Source organism: Corynebacterium sp. HMSC062E11 (genome assembly GCF_001811845.1).
Classification (GTDB): Bacteria; Actinomycetota; Actinomycetes; order Mycobacteriales; family Mycobacteriaceae; genus Corynebacterium; species Corynebacterium hesseae.
Map to the genome: position 1 here is coordinate 19,225 of NZ_KV806815.1, position 25,089 is coordinate 44,313.

Annotated in this window: 21 protein-coding genes; 17 read left to right on the forward strand and 4 right to left on the reverse strand. The window is 60.3% G+C overall.

The window, feature by feature from the left end:
- Positions 1–25: 25 nt before the first annotated feature.
- From gabT to HMPREF2822_RS07920, 7 genes are all read left to right on the forward strand, one after another.
- On the forward strand, positions 26–1,351 hold the full coding sequence (gene gabT, locus HMPREF2822_RS07890) for a 4-aminobutyrate--2-oxoglutarate transaminase (protein WP_070523350.1): 1,326 nt from the start codon (positions 26–28) through the stop codon (positions 1,349–1,351).
- Positions 1,352–1,386: 35 nt separating this feature from the next.
- The gene (locus HMPREF2822_RS07895; RefSeq protein WP_070523353.1) at positions 1,387–2,835 is read left to right on the forward strand and encodes a flavin-containing monooxygenase; all 1,449 of its coding nucleotides are present in this window, start codon (positions 1,387–1,389) and stop codon (positions 2,833–2,835) included.
- Positions 2,836–2,850: 15 nt separating this feature from the next.
- The gene (locus tag HMPREF2822_RS07900; protein WP_070523356.1) at positions 2,851–3,831 is read left to right on the forward strand and encodes an alpha/beta hydrolase; all 981 of its coding nucleotides are present in this window, start codon (positions 2,851–2,853) and stop codon (positions 3,829–3,831) included.
- A gap of 99 nt (positions 3,832–3,930) precedes the next feature.
- Positions 3,931–5,241: a YkvI family membrane protein gene (locus HMPREF2822_RS07905; protein ID WP_070523365.1), complete on the forward strand. Its 1,311-nt coding sequence runs from the start codon at positions 3,931–3,933 to the stop codon at positions 5,239–5,241.
- 32 nt (positions 5,242–5,273) lie between these two features.
- A complete protein-coding gene (locus HMPREF2822_RS07910) occupies positions 5,274–6,992 on the forward strand; it encodes a helix-turn-helix domain-containing protein (RefSeq protein WP_070523368.1) in 1,719 nt (572 codons plus the stop codon).
- A 117-nt stretch (positions 6,993–7,109) separates the two neighbouring features.
- On the forward strand, positions 7,110–8,228 hold the full coding sequence (locus HMPREF2822_RS07915) for an alcohol dehydrogenase catalytic domain-containing protein (RefSeq protein WP_070523370.1): 1,119 nt from the start codon (positions 7,110–7,112) through the stop codon (positions 8,226–8,228).
- 102 nt (positions 8,229–8,330) lie between these two features.
- Complete coding sequence (locus HMPREF2822_RS07920) at positions 8,331–9,863, forward strand: permease family protein (RefSeq protein ID WP_070523373.1); 1,533 nt, start codon at positions 8,331–8,333, stop codon at positions 9,861–9,863.
- A gap of 166 nt (positions 9,864–10,029) precedes the next feature.
- Here the strand turns inward: HMPREF2822_RS07920 and HMPREF2822_RS07925 are convergent, their stop codons facing one another.
- Complete coding sequence (locus HMPREF2822_RS07925; protein ID WP_070708197.1) at positions 10,030–10,719, reverse strand: TetR/AcrR family transcriptional regulator; 690 nt, start codon at positions 10,717–10,719, stop codon at positions 10,030–10,032.
- A 144-nt stretch (positions 10,720–10,863) separates the two neighbouring features.
- On the opposite strand from HMPREF2822_RS07925, the gene HMPREF2822_RS07930 reads away from it, so the two are divergent.
- Genes HMPREF2822_RS07930 through HMPREF2822_RS07940 form a run of 4 tightly spaced genes read left to right on the forward strand, consistent with a single transcriptional unit; the run spans position 10,864 to position 16,178 of the window.
- Complete coding sequence (locus HMPREF2822_RS07930) at positions 10,864–12,372, forward strand: flavin monoamine oxidase family protein (protein ID WP_070523376.1); 1,509 nt, start codon at positions 10,864–10,866, stop codon at positions 12,370–12,372.
- Positions 12,373–12,385: 13 nt separating this feature from the next.
- The gene (locus tag HMPREF2822_RS12965; RefSeq protein WP_083299233.1) at positions 12,386–13,276 is read left to right on the forward strand and encodes a universal stress protein; all 891 of its coding nucleotides are present in this window, start codon (positions 12,386–12,388) and stop codon (positions 13,274–13,276) included.
- Positions 13,273–14,796 carry an APC family permease gene (locus tag HMPREF2822_RS07935; RefSeq protein WP_070523379.1) on the forward strand — a complete coding sequence of 508 codons (1,524 nt, stop codon included), beginning with the start codon at positions 13,273–13,275 and terminating at the stop codon, positions 14,794–14,796. Before HMPREF2822_RS12965 ends, HMPREF2822_RS07935 begins: the two co-directional genes overlap by 4 nt.
- 8 nt (positions 14,797–14,804) lie before the next feature.
- Positions 14,805–16,178 carry an NAD-dependent succinate-semialdehyde dehydrogenase gene (locus HMPREF2822_RS07940; RefSeq protein ID WP_070523382.1) on the forward strand — a complete coding sequence of 458 codons (1,374 nt, stop codon included), beginning with the start codon at positions 14,805–14,807 and terminating at the stop codon, positions 16,176–16,178.
- Between the two features lie 47 nt (positions 16,179–16,225).
- On the opposite strand, the gene HMPREF2822_RS07945 is transcribed toward HMPREF2822_RS07940, so the two are convergent.
- Complete coding sequence (locus HMPREF2822_RS07945) at positions 16,226–17,407, reverse strand: acyl-CoA dehydrogenase family protein (RefSeq protein WP_070523385.1); 1,182 nt, start codon at positions 17,405–17,407, stop codon at positions 16,226–16,228.
- A gap of 87 nt (positions 17,408–17,494) precedes the next feature.
- Here HMPREF2822_RS07945 and HMPREF2822_RS07950 point away from each other — a divergent pair, with 87 nt between their 5' ends.
- The 5 genes from HMPREF2822_RS07950 (at position 17,495) to HMPREF2822_RS07970 (ending at position 20,874) form a co-directional block, all read left to right on the forward strand.
- Positions 17,495–17,905 carry an acyl-CoA thioesterase gene (locus HMPREF2822_RS07950; protein ID WP_070523388.1) on the forward strand — a complete coding sequence of 137 codons (411 nt, stop codon included), beginning with the start codon at positions 17,495–17,497 and terminating at the stop codon, positions 17,903–17,905.
- 77 nt (positions 17,906–17,982) lie between these two features.
- Positions 17,983–18,954 (forward strand): NAD(P)H-dependent flavin oxidoreductase, encoded by a 972-nt coding sequence (locus HMPREF2822_RS07955; RefSeq protein WP_070523392.1) that lies wholly within the window; start codon positions 17,983–17,985, stop codon positions 18,952–18,954.
- Between the two features lie 2 nt (positions 18,955–18,956).
- Entirely contained in the window at positions 18,957–19,757 is an 801-nt protein-coding gene (locus HMPREF2822_RS07960) for an enoyl-CoA hydratase-related protein (protein WP_070523396.1), read from the forward strand.
- A gap of 234 nt (positions 19,758–19,991) precedes the next feature.
- Positions 19,992–20,372 carry an MmcQ/YjbR family DNA-binding protein gene (locus HMPREF2822_RS07965; protein ID WP_209167619.1) on the forward strand — a complete coding sequence of 127 codons (381 nt, stop codon included), beginning with the start codon at positions 19,992–19,994 and terminating at the stop codon, positions 20,370–20,372.
- A 55-nt stretch (positions 20,373–20,427) separates the two neighbouring features.
- A complete protein-coding gene (locus HMPREF2822_RS07970) occupies positions 20,428–20,874 on the forward strand; it encodes a MarR family winged helix-turn-helix transcriptional regulator (protein ID WP_070523402.1) in 447 nt (148 codons plus the stop codon).
- A 21-nt stretch (positions 20,875–20,895) separates the two neighbouring features.
- On the opposite strand, the gene HMPREF2822_RS07975 is transcribed toward HMPREF2822_RS07970, so the two are convergent.
- Both HMPREF2822_RS07975 and HMPREF2822_RS07980 read right to left on the reverse strand, forming a co-directional pair.
- Positions 20,896–22,131, reverse strand: coding sequence for a M20 family metallo-hydrolase (locus HMPREF2822_RS07975; RefSeq protein ID WP_070523405.1), 1,236 nt, complete (start codon positions 22,129–22,131; stop codon positions 20,896–20,898).
- 9 nt (positions 22,132–22,140) lie between these two features.
- Positions 22,141–23,733, reverse strand: a complete 1,593-nt coding sequence (locus HMPREF2822_RS07980; RefSeq protein WP_070523408.1) for an amidohydrolase — start codon at positions 23,731–23,733, stop codon at positions 22,141–22,143.
- Between the two features lie 141 nt (positions 23,734–23,874).
- Here HMPREF2822_RS07980 and HMPREF2822_RS07985 point away from each other — a divergent pair, with 141 nt between their 5' ends.
- Positions 23,875–25,014, forward strand: a complete 1,140-nt coding sequence (locus HMPREF2822_RS07985; protein WP_070523568.1) for a PucR family transcriptional regulator — start codon at positions 23,875–23,877, stop codon at positions 25,012–25,014.
- Positions 25,015–25,089 lie beyond the last annotated feature (75 nt).

Here is a 25,089-nt window from a genome sequence, read left to right on the forward strand (position 1 = left end):
TCCCGAGTATTAAGGAGCAGACAGCATGCAGGATCTCAAGCACCGCCTCCCCCAGGAGCGGAATGTCTCCAGCGCAATCCCTGGCCCCCGCAGCCAGGAGCTGAATGCCGCCCGTGAAGCAGACGTCGCTGCTGGCGTCATCCCGGGCTACCCCTCCTACGTCACCGACGGTGATGGTGGCGTGCTTGTCGACGTCGACGGCAACACCATCGTCGACTTCGCATCCGGCATTGCCGTGACTTCTGTCGGCGCGTCCAACCAGCGCGTTGCCAAGGCCGTTGCCGAGGCTGCCAGCCACCTGACCCACACTTGCTTCCTCAACGCCCCGTACCAGGGCTTCGTCGAGGTCTGCAAGAAGCTCAACGAGCTGACCCCGGGGACCCACGAAAAGAAGTCCTGCCTCTTCTCCACCGGTGCTGAAGCAGTGGAGAACGCCATCAAGATCGCTCGCCGCTACACCGGCAAGAACCGCGTCGTGGTCTTCGACGGCGCCTTCCACGGCCGCACCAACCTCACCATGACCATGACCGCCAAGAACAAACCCTACAAGCAGGGTTTTGGCACCCTGGCCGCTGATATCTACCGCGCGCCGATGTCCTACCCGCTGCGCGACGGCCTCGACGGCAAGCAGGCAGCAGCGCGCACCCTGCGCTACATCGAGCAGTACGTCGGCACCGAAGAACTGGCCGCCGTCATCATCGAGCCGGTTCAGGGCGAGGGCGGCTTCGTCGAGCCGGCCAAGGGCTTCCTCCCGGCGCTGCAGGAATGGTGCACCGACAACGGCGTTGTCTTCATCGCCGATGAGATCCAGGCCGGCATCTGCCGCACCGGCTCCTGGTTCGCCTGTGAAGACGAGGGCATCATCCCGGACCTCATCACCACCGCCAAGGGCGTGGGCGGCGGCATGCCACTGTCCGCTGTGACCGGCCGCGCCGAAATCATGGATGCACCGGACCCGGGCTCCCTGGGTGGCACCTATGCCGGTAACCCGGTGGCCTGCGCTGCTTCCCTGGCAGCCTTCGAGGAAATGGAGGAGCTGGACCTCAACTCCCGCGCTCGCGAAATCGAGGCCATCATCCGCGAAGAGCTGGAGCCGCTACTTGAGCTCACCACCGTTGCTGAGGTCCGCGGCCGCGGCGCCATGATCGCCATCGAGCTGGTCGATGACAACAACCAGCCGAACGCCGACCTCACCGCCAAGGTAGCCAAGACCTGCCGCGAGCAGGGCGTGCTCATCCTCACCTGTGGCCTCGACGGCAACGTCATCCGCCTCCTGCCGCCACTGGTCATCAACGAGTCCACCCTGCGTGACGGCCTCCAGGTTCTGGCTGAAGCTATCCGCGCGAACTAATCCGAAACACCAACACCTCAAGGAGACACACCACTATGAAGATCTACGACTGCATCATCCTCGGCACCGGCTACGGCGGACTGGGCATGGGCGCCCAACTTGTTCGCGACGAGCAGCAGGACTTCCTCATCCTCGAAGCAGCCGACGAGGTCGGCGGCGTCTGGCGCGACAACACCTACCCGGGTGCTGCCTGCGATACCCAGGCTCTGATCTACTGCTACTCCTACTTCCTCAACCTCGGCGTCTCCCGCATGTTCGCCGGTCAGGACGAAATGCAGGGCTACCTCAAGGCCCTCGCCGAGGAGTTCAACCTCTACGATCACATCAAGTTCAACCACCGCATCACCCGCGCCGAGTGGAAGGAAGACCTCAAGGCGTGGGAGATTGAGGCCAACGGTGAGACCTACTACGGCCGCGTCTTCGTCGGCGCCTGGGGCCAGCTCTCCAAGCCGAAGATCCCGAACTTCCCGAACCGCGAGGCATACCAGGGCGTGCAGTTCCACTCCGCCGAGTGGAACCACGACGTCGACCTGAACGGCAAGAAGGTTGCCGTCATCGGCAACGCGGCCTCCGCTGTCCAGCTGGTTCCGGAGGTTGCCAAGGAAGCGGAGAAGCTCTCCGTGTTCCAGCGCTCCGCAAACTACATCCTGCCGCGCAACCAGGTCATCTTCACCGAGGAGGAGACCAAGGAATTCCAGGAGAACCCGGATTCCTACCGCGCCATCCGCCAGGAAATCCACGAGGTCCGCGAGGAGGGCTTCGACCGCACCCGCAAGGGCACCGACTCCGCCGCCGAGGGTGTCGAGCAGGCAATGGAGCACCTGCGCTCCCAGGTCAACGACCCGGAGCTGGTGGAAAAGCTCACCCCGACCTTCGCCTTCGGCTGCAAGCGCATCCTGCGCTCCGATGACTTCTACCCCACCTTCAACCGTGACAACGTGGAGCTTGTCACCGCTGGTATCGAGAAATTCACCGAGACCGGCATCCGCACCGAGGACGGCGTCGAGCACGACTTCGACGTGGTCATCTACGCCACCGGTTTCCACTCCCAGGAATTCCAGGGCGACCTGCCGATTGCTGGCCGCGACGGCGTCGACCTGCGCGAGCGCTGGGGCAACTCTCCGGAGGCTTACCTGGGCATGACCGTGGATGGCTTCCCGAACTTCTTCATGCTCTACGGCCCGAACACCAACCTCAACCACCACTCCGTGGTGGCCATGCTCGAGGCACAGGACCGCTACATCTCCCAGGCCGTTGCTTACCTGCGCGAGAACCCGGAGGCAGCCCTCGACGTGAAGAAGAACGTCATCGACGAGTTCAACACCCGTATCCAGAAGGAACTCGAGGAATCTGCGTTCTCCGCTGACTGCTCCTCCTGGTACAAGAACGAGGAAGGCCGCGTCATCAACAACTGGTCCGGCAACGTTGCTGAGTACTACGAGCTTACCGACAAGCTGGAGATCAACGACTACGAGCTGGTCTAGAAGGTAGTGATCACGATGCACACTCTGCACGACGAATACTCCGGGCGCCCCGTCGCCGAGGATGCGTGGAAGGCGCTGAAGCCCTTCCGCGATGGTGGAGCGAAGTCCTTCCATAACTTCCCCATCCCGCAGGTGCGTGAGAACTACGTAGCCTCGGCCCACGCCAACCCACTCCACGAAGAGAAAGAACCTACGACCACAGATTTCCAGGTCGACCAGTTCCAGGTTCGCCTTTATGACCCCCGCCCGGAGGCAGAACGCGACCAGGAGACCCCCGCGGTGCTCTACATGCACGGCGGCGGCTGGCTCATGGGCAACCTGGAGACCCACCACTCCTCGGTACGCCGTATCGCGGTGCTGACCGGACTCCCGGTCGTCGCGGTGGATTATCGCCTCGCCCCGGAGCACACCTACCCGGCGGCTATCGACGATTGCCGCGCCGCCTACCGCTGGCTGTCCAACCCCGAGGCAGAGCACGGACTGACCGTGACCTCCATCGCGGTCGCCGGTGATTCAGCCGGCGGCCAGCTGGCTGCCACGTTGGCGAATGAGTTCGCGGTGCTTGATGACGTCGCCAAGCTCAGCGCCCAGATCCTGCTCTACCCGATCACGGATTGCTCCCGCGAGCGCACCACGAACGGCGCCTCCTACAAGCGTTTGGAAGAGGGCTTCCCTCTCGCCTCCGACACCATGCGGTGGTTCATCGATACCTTCGTCACGGAAGAATCCCAGCGCACAGCCACGGATCTCTCTCCGCTGCTGTTGGAAGAGCTGCCGGAGGGCCTGCCCCCGTCACTCGTCATCACGGTGGACAACGATCCGCTGGCGGATGAGGGCATCGAGTATGCCGGCAAGCTAGCTAAGGCTGGCGTGGATGTCACGCACAAGCACCTTCTGGGATACCACCACGGGCTCTTTACCTCCGCGGCGATCATTGACCGCGGCGAGGAGGAGCTTGCTGGAATCGCCGAGTTCATCAAGGCGGTGACGAGCTAACAGCTTTCGCTCCATCACACACGGGGCAGGCACCTTTCCTAGGCGGCCTGCCCCGTCTGCATAAGTAGAAGCAATTATCCATCCACAGTTAGGTTCACCATGCTTAAACGCTCATTCGGCATCGCGATGGCCTTCATCGGCGTGCTCGCGGGGGCCTCCTTCGCGTCCGGCCGTGAGGCCCTCCAATACTTCGTTGCCTTCGGCAACATGGGCATCGTCGGTGCCATCGTCACCGCACTGGCCATGACCATTTCCGGAATCACCATTCTCCAATTGGGTTCTTATCACCGCGCCAAAGAACACACTTCTGTGTTCAACGCGGTATCCACGCCAATTGTGTCGAAGATCCTTGACTTCGCCACGCTGACCTGTCTCTTCTGCATCGGCTTCGCCATGTTCGCCGGCGCCGGCACCAACCTCAACCAGCAGTGGGGCTGGCCGGTGTGGATCGGTGCGATCCTCATGCTCATTCTCACGCTGCTGACTGGTTTGCTCGATGTGGACAAGGTGACCATCGCCATTGGCGCTATCACCCCGTTCATCATCATCCTGTTGACCATCGGCACCGTATATACCGTGTTGACGTCCAGCCCCGATTGGTCACACCTCAACGAGCAGGCGCAGAACATTCCCACCACGCTGCCCAACTGGTGGGTCTCCGCCATCAATAACTTGGGCCTCAACGTCATCGTGGTGGTCTCCATGATGATCGTCATCGGCGGCAACTTCCTCGATGCCAAGGAAGTGGGCTATGGCGGCATCCTCGGCGGCCTGTGCTTCCTGTTCCTGCTTGCGGTCCTGGTGGGCGGCCTCTACGTTTCGGTGGGTCCGATTACCGACGCCGAAATGCCAACCTTGGCCATGATTGAACAGATTCATCCAGCGCTCGGAGTCGCCATGTCCATTGCTATCTACGGCATGATTTATAACACCGCCATCGGCATGTTCTATGCCTTTGCCAAGCGCCTGACCCGTGGCAAGCCACAGCACTTCTACAAGGTTTATGTCATCTCGGTGCTCATCGGATTCGTGCTCTCCTTCGTCGGCTTCTCTAACCTCATCGGATGGGTATACCCGATTCTGGGCTACATGGGTATCGCCATCATGTTCATCATCGGCTTTGCTTGGTTGAAGAACCGCAAGGACCTGCAGTCTGAGGCCGATCTGCGCCGCCGTGCGCGCGAACTACTCAAGAAGCGTTTTGAGAATGACAACCACCTCTCTGATGAGGAAATGCGCGAGCTTTCCGCTATCGCCCGCAATTCCTCCATTCCCGAATCTGACTTCATCAGAGAAATCATGACTGAGGTCGATTCCGAGGACGTGCCCGAAGAGCTACAGATTGGTGATGGCAAGCTCCACGCGCTCATCACTGGCAAGCCCATTCCGCGCACTAAGAAAAAAGTCTGATCCTAATAATCTGATCCAAATAAACTATAGGCATGTCTCTCCTCGGCACCGTACTCTCCCACCTCGCCAGCGGCACCCGCGTCCCCGACGAGCTGCGAGAGCAGCTGGATGCCGAGGAGCTCAGTTCGCTTCGGGCCGTTGAGGAGACCATGCGCGCCAACCACACATGGCGGGTGATGTCGACCAAGCTGCTCGATGTTTCCCAGATGCTCAACTCGGGCCGCGAATCCTCTGACATCTTCCACGCCATCGTGCGCCACGCGCGCACCACTATTGGCACGGACGTGGGCTACCTCAGCCTCAACGATGAGGACACCGGTTTTACCAAGGTGCTGGCCACCAGCGGTGTCGTCACCGAGGACTTCCGCACCATCAACATGCCGATGGGCTCTGGAATCCTCGGCATTGTGGCCGCTACCAACCGCCCGGCGTGGACCTATGACCATTCCGCCGACCCTAACGTCACGCACGTGGATTACGTGGACCGCGCGGTGGAGGCCGAAGGCATCCGCGGGATCCTCGGCGCCCCGATTCGAATTGCCGGGCGCACCATCGGTGCGCTGCTCGTGGGTGACCGCCACCCCCGCCACTACACGCACGAGGAAATTGCCGCGCTCGAGGTGCTTGGCTCTATCACCTCTGTGGCATTGGAGAATGCGCAAGTCATCGAGAGCCAGGGCGAATCCGTTGCCGAGCTAACCCGATCGCAGATAGCTCTGAGCCGCCATGTAGAAGAGCTGCAGTGGCTCAATGAGGTCAACGCGAAACTGCTCCACGTGCTCATGAACAATGCCAGCTTCGAAGAGCTGGAACGCGTGCTGACTGAAAGTCTCGACGCTCCGGTGATGCTGTGGACCACGGAGGATGCCCCGGACGCTCCCCCAGCAAGCACGTTCCCCGTGGAGTTTAATGGCCGCGCACTGGGCACGATTGGTGTGGACAAGCAGCTCAGCGACGCCGAACTGCGCGTCATCAGCCATGCTTCCGCGGCCTTTACCGCGATTGCCCTTTTTGCCGAGGCGCTTGTCGACGCCACCGCGCGCAAAGTCGATGACCTGGTCTATGCCGTGGCGCTGGGTAATGCCGGGCGTGAGGAGATCGCCCGCCTGCGACACCTGACGGGTATCAGCCTGAACTCCTCAGCACAGCTGTATTTCGTCGGCCTGCACTCAGCAAAGGGCCTGCCCACTCGTCCGCAGCTGGAACACCTCTTGCCGGGTAATGCCGCTATTACGCACCACGATCAGCACGTGTGCGTGCTGTACCAGCCGGATCGAGGTATCGATGCGGCGCTGGCCCCGCTGCTATCTGAGTTCCCCGATTTAGCGGTCTCCGCCATCGGCTTTGATGGCCTGAGTGAAGCACGCAGCGCACATGATTCCGCCATGTCTTACCTGGAATCAGCGCTCGCCCTGGGAGTGCGCGGCCGTCTGATCACCGAGGACTCCCTGGGCACGGTGGGCCTCATTTTAGGCGCGGACCCACACGCATTGAACGCTCTTTCCACACGCACCATCGGCCCGCTGCTGCGTTATGACGAGGAGCATTCCACGGAGCTGACCGATACCGCCCACCACTACCTGCTCTCTGGACACAGCATCCCGCAGACCGCCCAGGCGATGTTCATCCACCCCAATACGGTGCGCCAGCGGCTCGACCGGATCTCGGAGTTGATGGGTGATGAGTGGGCCGTCGGCCAGCGCGGGCTCGATGTCTTCGTGGCGCTGCGCGCCCACACGCTCAGCAAGTAGAGAATTCCCTATCTAATTAGCCGTCTGATGTAATTTCTCCCATACCATTCCTGCTCTCATCGATATCCTGTGGCGTACATTACGTTGCATTAGCCCACCCGATGTCTGGAGGTAGATATGTCTGACACGATTACCATTCGCGGCGCCGTCCTGGAACGCTCCGGCGATGAGCGTCCCTACGCCGACTCCAAGCCCATTACCGTGAGCGAGCTCGAGCTCACCGCCCCCGGCGAAGGCGAGATCTTGGTCAAGATCACCGCCGCTGGCCTCTGCCACTCCGACCTCTCCGTGGTCAACAACAACCGCCCCCGCCCGCTGCCGATGCTGCTGGGCCACGAGTCCGCAGGCATCGTCGAGGAGATTGGCCCGGGCGTTACCAACGTCAAGGTCGGCGACCACGTGGTCATGACCTTCCTGCCGCGCTGCGGCGAGTGCGCTGGTTGCAAGACCGACGGCAAGATGCCGTGTGAGGTTGGCTCCAAGACCAACAACGAGGGCACCCTCATCCGCGGTACCCGCCACCTCACCCGCAATGGTGAGATGGTCCAGCACCACCTCGGCGTTTCCGGCTTCGCAACCCACGCAGTGGTTTCCGAGCTCTCCGTCGTACCGGTTGGCTCCGATGTCCCGGCGGATATCGCCGCCATCCTCGGCTGCGCCATCCTTACTGGCGGCGGCGCCATCCTTAACGAAATTGATCCGAAGCCGGAGGACAGCATCGCCGTCGTCGGCCTCGGTGGCGTGGGCATGGCCGCCATCATCACCGCCGCTGCGCTCGGCGTGAAGGAGATCGTGGGCATTGACATGCAGAAGGACAAGTGCGAGAAGGCCCTCGAAATCGGCGCCACTTCCGCCATGACCCCGCAGGAAGCTGAAGAGTCCGGCAAGAAGTTCACCGCCGTCGTGGAGGCCGCCGGCCACCCGAAGGCCCTGGAAACCGCCTACAAGGTCACTGCACCGGGCGGCCTGACCGTCACCGTTGGCCTGCCAGCACCGGGCTCCACCATCACCATCGACCCGCTCGTGATGACCTCAGAGGCACGCCGCGTACATGGTTGCTACCTGGGTTCTTCCGTTCCGTCGAAGGACATCCCGAAGTACGAGCAACTGTGGCGCGAGGGCAAGCTCAACGCCGAGGCCCTGATCTCCGACCACATCAAGCTCGAGGACATCAACACCGCCATGGACCGCCTGTCCGACGGTGTGGCGCTGCGCCAGATCATCGAGTTCGACTAATCAAGACTCGGCTAAACCTCAACCACTTCACCTTTCCTCACCAAGCCCTGCGCGGTTCGCGCCCGTAGGGCTTGGTCCCTTTTTCTTTGAAAGGAGGCCGTCATGGCCGCAACCACCGAAGCCGCCGAACCCGAAGAACAGGGAATCGGTCAAGCTTCGCCCCACTGGAAGATGGGGCCCTTTGATGTCCGCTTGCCGTTCGTGCACTACCGCATTGAGTGGCCAGACTTCGCACAAGGCTTGTTCATGTGCGTGGTCGATCTGGGTGCTATCCCCCTCATGACTGAGGCCCTCGGCATGCCCTATGAGGCGGCACTGGCCGTCGTCATGCTCAACGGCCTTCTCTACCTGACCCACCACCTCTTGGGTGACCCGGTTGTCCCGGGTTGGATTACCCCAGCTATTCCGCTGCTGACGGTCTACATCCAGACCTTCCCGGAAGGAGAGCAGCGAATCTGGGCGCTCATCAGTTTCCAGCTCTTGTTGGGCATATTCTCCTTAACACTGGGTATAACTGGGTGGGCGTCAAAGGTCGTTCGCCTCATTCCTTCAGGCCTGCGCGCCGGTATCGTGCTTGGTGCCGGTATTGCAGCGATTATCTCGGTATTTCAAGAAGACGGACGTTTCCACTCCTTCCCTATCACCATCACCATCGCGGTGGCCGTGGCCTTCTTCCTCATGTATTCGCGCGGCTTCCAGGCACTGCGGCAGAAGGCCGCCGGCTGGCGTTTCCTGGCTTCGCTAGGCATCCTGCCCGCCATCTTCGTCGCGGTCTTCGTCGCACCGCTGGCCGGCGAGGCACCGTGGCCGGACGTGGAGTGGGGCTTCTCCAAGCCTGACTTCATCACGCTGTGGTCTGAGTACACGGTCTTCGGCGTTGGCTTGCCGCCGGCGCACATGTTCCTTACCGCCATCCCCACAGTGTTGGCTGCCTACATCGTCGTCTTCGGTGACGTCCTGCAAGCCAACGCCGTTCTCAAGGAAGCCGACCATGTCCGTACGGATGAGGCCGTGGTCTACAGCCCGTCGCGCGCACACCTCCTCTTCGGCGGCCGCAACATGCTGATGTCCATCATCGGCCCAGACATCGCCATGTGTGGTCCACTGTGGGCGGCGATGCACGTGGTCATCGTTGAGCGCTACAAGCAGGGCAAGCGCGCCATGCGCACCATATTCGGTGGCGCGGGCTCCTTCCGCTGGGGCACCAACACGGGCCTCCTCCTGCTACCGATTACCTCTTTCGTTGAGCCTATCCTGCCGGTGGGCTTGGCACTGACGCTCATCATCCAGGGCTTCGTATCCGTGCGTGTGGGCATCATGGAGGCCAAGAACCAGAAAGACCTCGGCATCGCAGGCATAACCGCTGGCGTGCTGGCCACCCAGGGCGCCGCGTGGGGATTCGCCGCCGGCATCATTATGGTGCTGGTCATCTACGGCAAGGACATGTTCAAGGACGAGCGCGACGGCACCATCCGCAACTTCGATGAGATCGATCCGGAGGAAGGCTTCGCCGACGCGCAGGCGGATTTCACGGAGCTGGCAGAACTCAATGATCTAGACGCTGACGGGCACCCGATCGATCCGAACGCCCACCGCACAGGATCCAAAGAATCTCCAAAATCTAGCGAGGCCTAAGCTCAACCAGCTTATTCCCCAAGGTGCTTCCCTCCCCAATAGCAGTTCACCCCTAGCTGCAGGGGAGGGTTTCGCACGTCATCCTTCTTTGTCAGCTATTCGAGAAGCTGCTGGATGGAATCCGTTTTATCCGTGGGGCTGTGTTCTCTAAATAGACGTCACAAATCTAAGCCTCATTTGATGATAGGAACTGTTCCAACAGGGCTTCCAAACCAGTTTCAAACGACTTGTCCGCACGAAGTTTAGATTGTTCGCTCTCCTCCGAAGACTGCTCTCGGAATTGAGCCAAGTAGATGTCATTCATCTTGTTCAATGGACTATCTCCAGGCCCAGGCGATTCAAAAATATTCAAAGGCGCATGAACGTCGTAAGCAGAACCAAAAACAAAAGACTCTACTGCGACAAGCCTCGTAATAACTTCCGCTTCGGGAACTCCAGCGAGTGCAATTACTTGGACGAGCAATTCGTACATCGAAATCGTTTGGGGCGAACCATAAAGTGGAAGCTCAGTAATTACGCGAATCAGCGGAATATTATCAGCCAGAATATCCCGATACGACCATGCCCATTGCCGAAGCGCATCAGCTGCTGGTAGTTCCCCTGCAAGGGCGTGCTTCAGCGACGAAGTATCGACCTTTGCAATGATGTCATCTTGTACCAGAGCCAGCAGTTCTTCTTTGTTGGAAATGTGATTGTAGAGCGCTGCCGTACTAACCTTCATTGACCTAGCTACCGCTGACATCGATAAGGCTTCAAGCCCCTTGCGCTCAACAATTTGCAGTGCGGCTGATGCTATTTTTTGCCGGTTCACCAGCGCTTTCAATGGCCGCCCTTTGGGGCGCGAAACATTTACCACTGTGATCCCTACAATTCTTGCCGCGCGTTTGTTACTGTAGTCACAACGTTAAATTAAACCCTTTAATTTAACGTTGAAACACCATCGTCCATACGAAGGTCTCACTCACCGCATACCTACTGCACGCGAAGGAGAAACGCTCCAATGGTCACGCAACGTAATGGTAATCCCAACGCCGAAGAGCGCACAGTCGATGTTGTAATCATCGGCGCCGGTGCTTCAGGGCTAATGGCTGCCCGCACTCTCAAGAAAGCAGGAAAATCAGTCTGTGTTCTCGAAGCCCGCAATCGCGTGGGCGGCCGTACCTGGAACGGAAAGGTACTCGACGACCAAGGTACTGAACACTTCATTGAGATCGGCGGCCAGTGGATTTCCCCCGATCAAACGCGCCTCACCGAACTCGTCCAAGAGCTCGGACTCGAGACTTTTGATCGGTACCGCGAAGGAAAATCAGTCTACGTGTCCCCAGACGGCACGCGCCACGAATTTGAGGGAGATACCTTCCCAACGTCAGAGGAAACCGCCTCCGAGATGAATCGATTGATCGCTGAGCTCAATCAGCTGGCCGAGGAAGTCGACGCTAACGCCCCTTGGGAGCACCCACGAGCCAAAGAACTCGATAGCCAATCCTTCCGTGACTGGTTAGAAAGCCTATCTGACGATTCTGAGGCAATTGACAACATCTCGCTTTACATTTCCTCTGGAATGCTTACTAAGCCTTCCCGCACCTTTTCCGTACTTCAAGCAGCTCTGATGGCTTCATCTGCTGGTTCTTTCGACAACCTTGTTGATGAAAACTTCTTGCTTGATAAGCGAGTTGCCGGCGGCATGCAGTCAGTTTCCATAACGATGGCAGAGGAACTCGGCGATGACGTCATTCTCAGTTCACCTGTTCGCACTCTCGAATGGGCTACGCCAGATCCTTCTACGGCAGACGCCCCCAACAATGTTGAAGCGGACGTCCGCAATGGTGTGGACAACAATGGTGGACCGGGAACCGTAACTGCCTATTCTGATCGCGCTGTTGTCCATGCTAAAAACGCTATCCTTGCGGTTCCGCCAAACCTCTATAATCGCATTTCCTACGTGCCTCCCCTGCCGCGAGAACAGCATGTTGCCCATCAGCACATTTCCATGGGTCTCGTCATCAAAGTTCATGCAGTCTATGAAACTCCCTTCTGGCGTGAAGAGGGACTGTCCGGTACTGCATTCGGTGGCGATCGACTCGTTGCCGAAATCTATGACAACACCAATTACGGCAAAAACTTCGCAGGCGGTGAGGAAGGAAAAGAAGACGCATTCGGCACATTGGTTGGCTTTGTTTCCGACGTTTACGCCGAAGAGATGTGGGCTCTCCCCGCTGAAGAACGCAAAGAGCGCATCCTCGATGCAATGTCCATTTACCTTGGTGACAAGGTGAAGAAGCCAATCGCATTCTTCCTCTCCGATATGGCGGCCGAAGAATGGACTCGCGGAGCCTACGCAACGTCATACGATTTGGGTGGACTATCGCGTTGGGGCCATCTTCAGAACAAACCAACCGGCCCTATCTATTACTCCTCTTCTGACATCGCTGGTGCAGGTTACCAGCACGTCGACGGCGCGGTGCGTATCGGTGAAGCCGTTGCGAAACAGATTCTTGGGCAGGGATAAGCGGTGACTGTTCATGAATCCACCCACAGATTTTCCGCGCCGCAGGGCTAACGGCTCTCTGCTAGTCGCATACATCGACACCTCTGACGGTCATGATGCTCTCCATTTAGGAATTGCTCTCGCGCGTGAGCGCCAGGTCAACCTGAAGATAGTCTCGGTTATTCCTCCTGTTAGTCCTCAAGGTTTTGGTGTTCAGACTCAAGATCCTGGTTACAACGCGATTGTGCGAGAACAAACCGAACAGCGTCTCGCCAGTGCGTTAAATAGTCTTCCCGCTGACATTTCTGCGACATGGCACGTCGTCGAGGGGACAGAACCCGCACTTGCCTTGAATGATGCCGCGCAAAAACTTGAGTGCGATTTAATCGTCGTCGGAGCACGCTCAGGCGGACTTTTGAACCGATTCCGCATCGGTACAGTACCAAGTTCATTGCTATACACAGCACAAACACCAGTAGCGCTAGCTCCTCAAGGCTATTCATATCCAGGACCGATAACGAGCATTTCTGCCCTTGTTGGCCCGCGCCGAGGACGATCAGATGTCGCGGCAATCGGACTCGACCGCGCAAACCGCCGAGAGATTCCATTACGCATCATTACTTTGAAGATCTCCGGAGAAGATGCCGGGCACGGATTTGAGCTCCCACTCTCAGAGGCAATCGAAGGAGCGGTTTCCAAGGGACAAGCGTCACGCATCACTACTTCGGGATCAAGTGTCCAGTCAGCGCTGCGAAACCTTAGCTGGGAAGAGGGCGAAGTGGCAGTTCTTGGTTCTGCGCGTATTGCCGGCGATGGTCGGCTCTTCCTTGGCACAACTGCTCATCGAATCCTCAAGCACTTACCAGTTCCAACCATTGTTGTCCCTTCGGGCTACATGTCGCTGAAAGGAGGTGCTCCCTCATGAGTGAACAACCAGCAGTTTCAGAGAAAGGATTGGCAGTCGGCAAAGTCGGTTTGCTCGGAGCTGTCGTCATTGGCATTAGTTGTTTGGCGCCAACTTACACACTCACTTCGGGAATCGGTCCTGCCATCTCGGCCGTGGGCGTCTTCGTTCCAGCCGTTCTCATTCTGGGGTTTATCCCCATGCTGCTTGTGGCCTTTGCTTACCGCGAGCTCAACAACCGTGCTCCTGATTCAGGAACCACTTTTACATGGGCGACCAAAGCCTTCGGCCCGTGGGTCGGTTGGATGGGTGGCTGGGGTCTGATCGCCGCCACGATATTGGTCCTATCGAACCTTGCCGCAGTGGCCGTTGACTTCTTCTATCTGCTCATCGCACAGCTTGCCGGTAGACCAGAGCTCGCTGAACTCACACGCAACCTCTGGGTAAATATTCCAACCACACTTGTGTTCTTAGTTGCTGCAGCTTGGGTCGCGTATCGAGGTATGGACACAACGCAGAAGATGCAATACATCCTCGTTGCAATTCAAATCATCGCAATTGTCTCCTTCGATGTCGCAGCATTATGGAGGGCTTACAACGGAGATGGATTCGATTTCACCCCCATCCAATTCAGCTGGTTCAACCCATTTGAAATCAAGGACTTCTCGGTGGTTGCTGCCGGAATCTCCCTATCCATCTTCATGTTCTGGGGCTGGGATGTCACCCTAACTATGAATGAAGAAACGAAAAACCCAGAAAAAACTCCTGGCCGGGCGGCTACCGTCGTCATCGTCATCACGATCATTTTGTATGTACTTACAGCGGTAGCCGTTATGGCATGGGCGGGCATCGGCGAAAGCGGACTAGGCGCCGGTAACCCAGACAATCAGGAATCAATTTTTGCAGTGCTTTCTTACCCGGTTATGGGCCCATTTGCCATCCTTATTTATATCTCGGTTCTAGCTAGCTCTTTTGCATCCTTGCAATCCACGCTGGTTAGCCCCGCCCGCACGATTCTGGCGATGAGCTATTACAAAGCTCTTCCCCCACAATTGGCTCGAATCAGCCCACGATTCCAAACTCCAACCGTCGCAACGATTGTCGCAACCGTCGTTTCTGGAGCCTTTTATGCCATAACAAGAGTGCTCTCAGAGAATGCACTTTGGGACACAATTGCTGCTCTTGGTCTCATGATTTGTTTCTATTACGGCATCACAGCAGTTGCCTGTCTGTGGTATTTCCGAAAAGAACTCTTTACTTCAGTAAGGAACTTCCTGTTTAAGTTTCTATGCCCGTTGCTGGGCGGTGGCTTCCTTCTCTTAATGTTTTTCATCACCGCTTATGACTCCATGGACCCGAGCTTTGGTTCCGGTTCTTCTCTTGGAGGGGTCGGAATCGTCTTCATCCTGGGCGCCAGCATCCTCGTGCTCGGATTAATCCTCATGTTCATTACCCGACTCCGCAACCCAGATTTCTTCACGGGCTCAGTAATCAGCCGTAGTGAATCCAGTTCAGATACAACAACCCCAAACTTTTCCTAGGAGGAAAAATGTCTCAGTACCGTGTACAGAATCCAGTCAACAACAAGATCATTGAAACTTTCGATGCTCTCGATGATGCTGCTATTGAGCCAATCCTCGAAGCTTCTTCCGTAGCTTTCACCGAATGGTCTGGAACTCCAGTCTCACAACGAGCAGAAATTGTGGCCAAGGCAGCTTCACTCTTTGAAGAACGCAAAGAAGAACTCGCTGCCATCATTGCTGAAGAGATGGGGAAGCCACTTCCGGAAGGCGTTGAAGAAGCCGAGTTCTCATCTGCCATCATCCAGTACTATGCGGACAACGCGGAGAAGTTTCTCGCGGATCAAGAGATCCCTACGGAGGCGGACGGTAAGGCATTCATTCGCCGCCGCCCATTCGGGCCTCTGCTCGGCATCATGCCGTGGAACTTCCCGTACTACCAGGTAGCGCGATTTGCAGGACCCAACCTTGTCGCAGGAAACACCATCATCCTTAAACACGCGGAGATTTGCCCGCGTTCTGCTCTGGCGATCGAAAAGATCTTTCTCGATGCCGGCCTTCCGGCAGGGGTGTACACCAATGTTTTTGCTACCCATGAGCAAATCTCTACCTTGATCGCAGATCCCCGCGTTCAAGGAGTTTCTCTTACCGGATCCGAGCGGGCCGGAGCTATCGTTGGTGCACAGGCTGGCCAGCACCTCAAGAAAGCTGTACTCGAGCTTGGAGGTTCAGATCCATATGTCATCCTCGACACGGATGATGTTAAGGCTTCAGCCGAACTCGCTTGGGGTACGCGTATGTACAACACCGGCCAAGCCTGCAATTCAAACAAGCGGCTTATTGTCGCAGAAGACATTTATGACGAGTTTGTTCAAGAACTAGTTAATCTTGCGCAACAAATGGAGCCAGGACTACCGGATACTGCCGGGGAAACTGTGTATGCCCCGCTATCTTCCCGTAGCGCTGCAGAGAACCTCAAAGAACAGATCGAGCGCGCTGTTTCTGCTGGAGGCCAGCTACTGGCGGGTGGTGAACTCTCAGAGGAGGGCGCCTACATCTCCCCTGCAGTAATCACAGATATCCCTCGAGGTAGCGATTCCTATTATGAGGAATTCTTTGGACCGGTCGCCACGGTCTACAAGTTTAAGACTGATGAGGAAGCGCTCGAGATAGCTAACGACAATGTCTTCGGCCTTGGCGCAGCAGTGTTCTCTCAAGACTCCAAGCGAGCCCAAGCAATTGCTGAGCGCATCGAATCTGGCATGAGCAACGTCAATACACCAACTGGTGAAGGTCCTGAACTCCCCTTTGGTGGTGTCAAGCGTTCAGGTTTCGGTCGCGAGCTTGGTTCACTTGGTATCGAGGAGTTCATCAATAAACAGATGTACTTCATCGCCAACTAAACACAGCTAGGCCCGAAGCCTCTTCATCAAGGGACTTCGGGCTACTTTTAGCTAAACGCCTGCTCCCCCGTCAGCACACGCCCCAGAATCAGCGTGTGGATCTCATCGGTGCCCTCGTAGGTGCGCACCGATTCCAGGTTGGCGGCGTGCCGCAGCGGCGAGTAGTCCGCGGTGACGCCGTTGCCGCCCAAGATGGTGCGGGCTTGGCGGCAAATCTCGATGGCGGTGCGGCAGTTCGCCAGCTTGCCCACCGAAATTTGATAAGGCTCCAACGTTCCCGCGTCCTTGGCGCGGCCCAGGTTGAGCGCCAACAGCTGCCCCTTGTTCAGCTCCACCGCCATATCGACCAGCTTTTGCTGCGTGAGCTGGAAGGATGCCAACGAGCGGTCGAATTGCTTGCGCTCCTTGGCATACTTCAGCGCCACCTCCAAGGAATCGCGCGCAGCGCCCAAAGCGCCAAAGCTAATGCCGAAACGCGCCTCATTAAGACACATGAACGGCCCCTTGAGGCCAGGGTGCTTGGGCAGCAGGGCGTCGCCAGGCACGGCCACACCATCCAGCGAAATATCGCACTGGATGGAAGCGCGCATCGACAGCTTGCGAGTGATTGGGGTAGCTCTAAAACCCGGCGTAGATGTCGGCACAATGAACCCGCGCACGCCCGCCTCCACCCCGGCGGCGGAGGCATCCTCCTCGGACACCTTGGCCCAGATGATGGCCACCCCGGCCACGCTTGCCAGGCCAATCCAGCGCTTCGCGCCATCCAGAACCCACTCGCCTGAGCGGTAGCGCGCCACCGTCGCCATGCCCGCCGGGTCGGAGCCCGCGGTCGGCTCCGTTAGCCCGAAGCAACCGATGACGTCACCCGCGGCCATCTTAGGCAACCACTGCTTCTTCTGTTCCTCCGAGCCGTGTTTATAAATGGCCGACATCGCCAGCGATCCCTGCACCGAGACCACCGTGCGAATTCCCGAATCGCCGGCCTCTAGCTCCTGCATGACCAACCCGTATTCCACGGCAGTGCGCCCGGCGCAGCCGTAGCCTTCCAGGTGCATCCCGAACAGACCAGCCTCCGCCAGCACCGGGAAGATCGAGTCCGGCAGCACCGCTTCCTCGTACCACTGCGCCACGTGCGGGCGGATGTGCTCATCCACCAGTGCGGCCACGCGGTCACGCGTGGCTTTTTCTTCTTCGCTCAGGAGGGCATCGATTCCCAGCAGATCCATCATTGCATTCTCCTCACGGTTCGAGTGACGAACCACAATTCGTATGTATAGTAATACGCATCACTCTACCCGCTCCCCCAAGGAGGAACAATGCGCGCGCCCGCCAACGCCATCCCAGTGCCCCTCGCTTTGCGGTGGTCCGACCAGGACGCGAACGCCCACGTCAACAACGCCACGATAGTCACCCTCCTCGAGGAGGCACGCGTCCGCGCAGCCGCCGCACTGACCGGACCCGTCGCCACCGATACCTACGCTCACGTGGTGCGATCCCTCGAAGTGCAGTACGAGGCCGAGCTCACCTACACCGATTCCATCGAGGCGCGGGTCTGGATTTCCCGCATCGGCAACACCTCCTACCAGGTCGCCCACGAACTCATCCAGGACGGCACCTCGTGCGTGTTCGCCACGGCGACGCTGGTGCTTATCGACGTCTCCGCGCGCCGCCCCATCCCCCTCCCCGAGGACCTCACCGAGCGCCTGCGCGCTCATTTCTCCGAATAGCCATTCACTGCCTATCGCCCAAAACTTCCATCCGCTTCTCTCCAATTGCTAGTCACTCACAAAGGAGCACCACCCTCATGATTTCCACCCGCGTCACCGAGATGCTCGGCATCACTCACCCCATCATCCAAGGCGGCATGCAGTGGGTCGGCCGCGCCGAGCTCGCCGCCGCTGTATCCAACGCCGGCGGCCTCGGCGTCGTCACCGCGCTCACCCAGCCCACCCCGGAGGATCTCCGCCACGAGATCCGCCGCACCCGCGAGCTCACAGACAAGCCCTTCGGCGTCAACCTCACCATGCTGCCGGCGATTACCCCGCCGCCCTATGCGGAGTACCGCGACGTCATCATCGAAGAAGGCGTAAAGATCGCCGAAACCGCCGGCAACAATCCCAAGGAGCACATGCCGGCCTTCAAGGACGCGGGTATCACCGTCATCCACAAGTGCACCTCCGTGCGCCACGCGCTCAGCGCGCAAAAGGTAGGCGTGGACATCGTCAGCATCGATGGCTTCGAATGCGCTGGCCACCCTGGCGAGGATGACATCCCGGGCCTAGTCCTCATCCCCGCCGCCGCGGATCAACTCGATATCCCCATCATCGCCTCGGGCGGTTTCGCGGATGGCCGCGGCCTGGCCGCCGCGCTCGCTTTGGGCGCCGAGGGCATCAACATGGGCACCCGCTTCGTAGCCTCCGCAGAGGCGCCGGTGCACGAGAACGTCAAGCAGGCCATCGTGGAGCGCTCCGAGCTGGATACCCAGCTCATCCTCCGGGAGCTGCGCAATTCCACCCGCGTGGCCAAGAATGCCGTGAGCGATGAGGTAGCCGAGCGCCTCGCTCAAGGCGCGGAGTTCGGCGATATCCGCCACCTCGTTGCCGGCAAGCGCGGCCGCGCGGTCTACGAGACCGGTGACTTGGATGCGGGCGTGTGGACCTGTGGTACCTCGCAGGGGCTTATCCACGACGTCGCCCCGTGCTCCGAGATCGTCTCCCGCATTTCCGCCGATGCCCAGCGCATCATTTCCTCCCTCACCGAACTCGTTAAGGACTAACCATGACCGACGCCATCCTCACCCGCCGCGAAGGCTCCGCCCTTATCGCCCAAATCAACAACTCCGCGCGGCGCAACGCCATTGCCAAGGAACACTGCGAAGCACTTTCGGCCGCGCTTGCCGACGCCTCCCAAGACCCCTCCATCCGCGCCCTCATCATCACTGGTGATGAGACCGCCTTCTGCGCGGGCGCGGACATCGTGGCGGCGGCACAGGCTGCGGCTGCAGCGCAGCAGTCAGGCGAGACCCCCAACCCGGCTGAGTCGACGATGCTGCCGCAGCTCAACGCGCTCGTCACCGAAATCCAGGCCGCCGAGATTCCCGTCATCGCTGCGGTCGAAGGCGCAGCCGCCGGCGCTGGGGCATCGCTGGCCTTCGCCTGCGATCTCATCGTGGCCGGCGAGCAATCTTACTTCACGCTGCCCTTCGGCAAAATTGGTCTCATCCCCGACGGCGGTGTCAGCCTCACCGCGCTCGCCTCCGTGGGGCGCCACCGCGCTCTTGCCTTGGCACTGCTGCAGGACAAGCTCGGCGTCGCCGAAGCGGAGGCGGCTGGGATCGTCGCCAAGCGCGCGCCCCAGGGCCAAACCCTCGAGGCCGCGCTGCAGCTAGTCCAACGCCTGCATATCGCGCCACGTGACGCCCTGGCCAAGGCCAAGGAAGCCATCAACCGCACTGCGCTTGGACAGCTCGATGAGCAGCTCGCCTGGGAGGAGCCCACGCAGTACGCACAGATGGATTCGGCAGGCCACAAGGAAGGCGTCATGGCTTTCCTGGAGAAGCGGCCCGCGCGCTTTGATTAGCGGCGGTTTTGACTAGTAGAAAACTGCCAGGGAGACCACATGGTGAATCCAGCGTCGCCCGCCATACTCATTCTTGTGCGTTTGAGAGAGCGCATGCGAGAGAGAGAACCCCTCACCCTCCAGAGGGCGGCCAGTGGCCGATACACGGAGGGACTTGATAGAGACGCCGTTGGGCCCCTTTCTTCGAGAAATCGAAAAAGGGGCCCAACGGTGTTTTCACCTAGTGTGGACCTCATGAGCACCGCTGCCCTAGACCTCCATGCCTGCGCCACCGCACGCGCTGCGGAGCTTCCCGGCGCCACGCTGACACACCCCTTCGGGCCGGACTGGGACGTCTTTAAGGTACGCGGCAAGGTCTTCCTACTTCTCACCGCCGTGACTGGTTCCCAGCAAGCCATCCTCAAGGTCGAGCCCCTCGATGGCGAAGCGCTGCGCAGAGAGTATTCCTTCATCGCACCTGGCTACCACATGAATAAGCGCCATTGGGTTTCCGTGTATCCCGACGCCAAGCTCACCCCGCAGCTGCTGGCCGAACTCGTGACGGACTCGTACCGCCTCGTGGTGGAGAAACTCCCTCGCTCGCAACGGCCCATCGATCCCTCCACCTTTGGTTAGGGTTGTCAACGTAAACATTTGCGGACGCGAGTCCTCAACTCTTACGCTGGATCGCGTGAGCAAAAATGAGCTAATCGATGAGACCATTGCGGAATATCGCCGCTTCGAGCGCGCCCGCGCGCGGTTCGATACGGAAGCGCGCCGCGAATACGGGATCACCGGCTCCCATCTTTCGCTTCTCCGGCTCATCGATAAGAAGAGCCCCATCCCCATCCTGCAGCTGCGCAAGGAGTTGGGATGGCAGCCCGCCACCATCGGGCAGGCGGTCAAGCGCTTGGTGCGCGATGAGCTTATCTCCATCGATGATGATCCGGAAGATCTTCGCCGCCGCCTGTGCAGCATCACCGAGGAAGGCCAGCACTTCTTGCTCCACGTCCCCCTCACCGGCCCGGTGCGCCTGCGCACCTACGAGCACAGCGAGGAAGAACTAAAAGCAATGAAGCGCGGATTCGAAATCGCGATGAAGGCCTTCGGGTATGAACCGTGGAGCGATGAGGACTAGCGCGTCGTCCGCGCTAGCAACCTAGCGCTCGCCGCACCCGGATTCCACGAGGCGCTGAGCCACGTGCGTCAACACGTCCACGCCGGCCACGCAGTCCTCTTCCGTGGTGAACTCCTTTTCGTTGTGTGAGATGCCGTCGACGGACGGGATGAAGAGCATGACCGTCGGCACCACCTCTTTCAGGTTGGTCGAGTCATGCCCGGCCACCGTGTAAATCTCTTGGTGCGGATACCCGAGCTCCTGCACGACCTCACGGGCTAATTCCACGCCGGCGGCCGGGTAAGGGTTAAGCGCCCACTCGTGCGTCGGGGTCAGCTCAACCGAAGTGCGTGATTCCTCTTCCGCCGCAGAAATGATCTCCTGCAGGCGCGCTTGGGCCTTGTCCAGTACCTCCGTGGAGGGCGAGCGCACATCCACGTTGAAGCGCACCTCCCGGGCGATGGTTACCGGCGAATTCGGCTCCAGTGTTAACTGCGAAACCGAGGCCTGCAGCTGGCCTTCATCGAACTCGTGGGTCAGGCGCTCCACCGAAGCAATGATGAGGGAGGCACCGAAGAGCGCATCCTTCCTATCGGCCATGAGAGTGGAACCGGTATGGCCCTGCTCACCGGAGACCACCGCCTGGAATTTCTTCGCGCCCCACGTGGCGGTGACCAGACCAATCGTGTTGCCGGCGGCCTCAAGTTCCTTACCTTGCTCGACGTGAATCTCCGCATAGGCCGCGAGCTTCGGGGCTTCACCGCGTGGGGACCAGCCCGCTTCCTCCTGGGCTTGCGCGACGGTGACGCCGGCAAGGTCGGTGGCGCAGTGGGCGCGCTCAAGCGCCAGCGTTCCCACAAACACGGAGCTGCCCATCATGGAGGGTGCAAAGCGTGAGCCCTCCTCGTTGAACCAGTTGATGACCGCCAGGTTATAGCGCGCCGTGGCTCCCGATTGCGCCACGCGCCCGGCCGCGTGGGCTGCGGCCAGCACGCCATAGGCACCGTCGAAACGGCCGGCCAAGGGCTGCGAATCCAGGTGCGAGCCTAGGCCCACGTACTCGGCGCCGGGGGCGATCTCGAAGAGTCCGTACTGGTTCCCAATCTCGTCGTAGATAACGCGCGCCCCGAGGGATTCCAGGACCTCATGGAACCAGGCGCGGTTGAGGTTATCGCCGGCACTGGCAGCCTGGCGCTCCACGCCGCCGCCCGCAGTGGCGCCGTTGGCGGACATGGCCTGGAAATCGGCCAGGAATTGTTCGTTAGTGGTTGCTCGCATGTCTACTCCTTAAAAGCTTCCGTAGCGCAGCTCGCCGCCCACGATGGTGGCGGCCACGTCGATGGTGGAAAGGTCATCAGTGTTCAGAGGGTCCTGGGAAAGCAGCACGAAATCCGCCAGCTGCCCCGGCACCACCTGCCCCTTGCGCCCGGCCCACCCCGTCGCCGCGGCCGAGCCGGCGGTATAGGCGTAGAGAGCCTCGGCGGGGGTCAGACGATCCTTAGGCCCATAGTCCCGGCCCGAGGCGGTGCGCCGCTCCACGAAGGCCTGCATGACCTCCAGCGGCACACCGGGCGCCACGGGTTGATCGGAGCTGCCGGGGAGGATGAGGGAGGCGTCGAGAAGCCGCTTGCCCGGGTAGCTCCACGCGGTGCGCTCCGGGCCGAGGGACTCCGCCATCGCATCACCGAAAGCCGGGATGAACAGCGGCTGCGGCACCACCACGATGGGCTGGCCGCGCAGGCGCTCGATCTGGTCGGGGCGCACCACGCCGCCGTGCTCGATGCGGTGCGGCATCGCAGGCGCGCCATGCTTGTCGACGGCCTCCTCCAGCGTCTCTATCGCAAAATCCACTGCCGCATCGCCGATGGCGTGAATGGCCAAGGACCAGCCGGAATTCGCCGCCTGCAGCGCACGTGTTCGCATCTGCTCAGGATCGCCCTGGAAGTAGCCGTGGTGGGAGCAGCAGGCGTAATTCTCGGTCAGCGCGGCGGTGGTCCCCAGCAGGGAGCCATCGCTGAAGATCTTGACAGGGCCAACCTGTAACCACTCGTCACCGAAGCCTGTGCGCAGGCCGCCATCCAGGCCCCAGCCGGGACCGTCGGAGGCGTGGCCAGGAATCTCGTGGAGCACGTCCATGGTCACCATCACCTGCATGCGTGTGTGCAGGGTGGCGTTCTGGTAGGCGGCGATCTCGCGCGGGCTGTGCCCGATCCAGCCGCCGGCGACCCCGGCATCCGTGACGGAGGTCAGCCCGCGCTCGAGGTAGCGGCGCGTGGCCAGCTCTAATGCGCGGCCGATTTCCTCCCCGGATTCCGGTAGGGTCACGTCCTGGATGGCGCGCATGGCGTTTTCATCGAGCAGCCCCGTGCAGTGCCCATCGGCATCGCGGACGAACTCGCCGCCGTCCACCTCGGGCGGGTTGGTGGGATCGACGCCCGCCGCGCGAAGGGCCGCGGTGTTGACCGTGTAGGCATGGCCCGAGTTGTGCTTGATCAGCAGCGGAGCACCGCCGGTCGCGTGGTCAAGCTCTGCGATCTCCACCGGCGCATCCAGCCCGGAGGGGCGAAACCCTGCGGCCACCACCCAGCCGTCGGGGTTCGGCTCGGCGTCGCGCACGGCGGTGTAGACCTCCTCGGGAGTTGTGACCTGGGAAAGATCCACCTCGAGCAGCGTCTGGCCGAACCACACGGTGTGGGAATGCACATCGTTAAAGCCAGGGGTGAGCGTGCGCCCGCCGGCATCCCACGTCTCGTCGGCGGGCAGGGCGTGGGCGGCCTCCCCCACCGCGAGGATGCGCCCGTTGGCAAAAGCCACCGAATCCGCAACCGGCCGCGCGGGATCCTGGGTCAGGATGTGGGCGTTGTCGATGCGCGTGATCATGCGTCCTCCTGAGTTCTCCTGTTTCTCCGGCAAACTGCACGCGGCGCGTGCTGTGCTAGTCCCCACATGCTAAACGCAGCAGTGATACACCTCTCCACATAGAGGGCAATTCACCAGCGCCCAACGTGTAGCGTTGTGCACATGCACGAGAAGCGCTGGCACGATATCGTCGCGGAGGTCCACGGCACCATCCCCCGCTTGGTTGAGGATTTCCTCGCCGCCTTTTCCCGCTCGGGGCGCTACGGCGATTCCTTGGTGAGCGAGGACGAGCTGCGCCTGACCGCCTTCGAGGTTTTCGCGCGCATCACTGACGTGCTGGTTGGGGCGATGGATGAGGAGGAACTGCGCACCCACGCCCAGAGTTTGGGCCGGCGGCGCGCGCACCAGGGCGTGGAGCTAGCCACACTGATCGACGCCATCCAGCTCGACTTCACCGTCCTCTGGGAGCACCTGCGCCGGGCCGCCGGCGCGGATCAAGAGGCACTCATCGACCACGTGGCGCAGGTGCACTCCGTTGTGACGATGTACAACCTAGTTGTGCGCGATGCCTACCGCTTGGAGGAGGCTCGCGGTCAGCACGACGTGCACCGCGCCCACGCCCGGCACTTGGAGAGGCTCTTCGCCGCCGAATCCCTGGGCGCGCTCGGCATCGCGGAAATCACCCGCGCGCTCAACCTGGACGCTGACTGCCACTTCGACGTCGCGGTGGCCCACCCCACCGCGGCGGTGGAGCTGCGCGCGCTTCTCGACGCCCCCATCTCCTCCGGCGAAGCCTTCGGCCATGGCGTGCGCGGGATGTTCGTTGCCTTCTGGCCTATAAGTCAGAGACCCAGCGGACAGTCCACAAGGGACATCGGCGCAGGGCTAGCGACGATCTCGGGCATATTTTTCCGCGACGTCATCGGCTTAGCCGGAGTTCGCGCGGCGGCGCAGCAAGCGCCGCGCATCTTCGACGCCACCGGGCCGCTGGACCACTTAACCGAAGCACCCGACGCCCTCTGGGCCGTCGCCGGCGATGCCATTGCAGACTTCCCAGCCAGCGGCATCACGGAGCTCACGCAAGCCATCACCGAGTTACGCCTTGCCAACGCGCCGCTCTACCAAACCATCACCACCTACTTGGATTGTGGCTCCATCAAGGACTCCGCCGAGGCGCTGCACTGCCACCGCAACACGGTGCTCAACCGCCTGCGCCAGGTCACGGAACTCACGGGGCTCGACATCACGCGGCCGAAAGACGCCGCGCGAGCATTGCTGGCGTTGCACCGGACAAAGCGATAGCTCTTGTGCAGAGGAACAAGATTCCCTCTCCGTTAATGGGTCGATGCATAGAAAATGCTTCCAACCATTCACCGG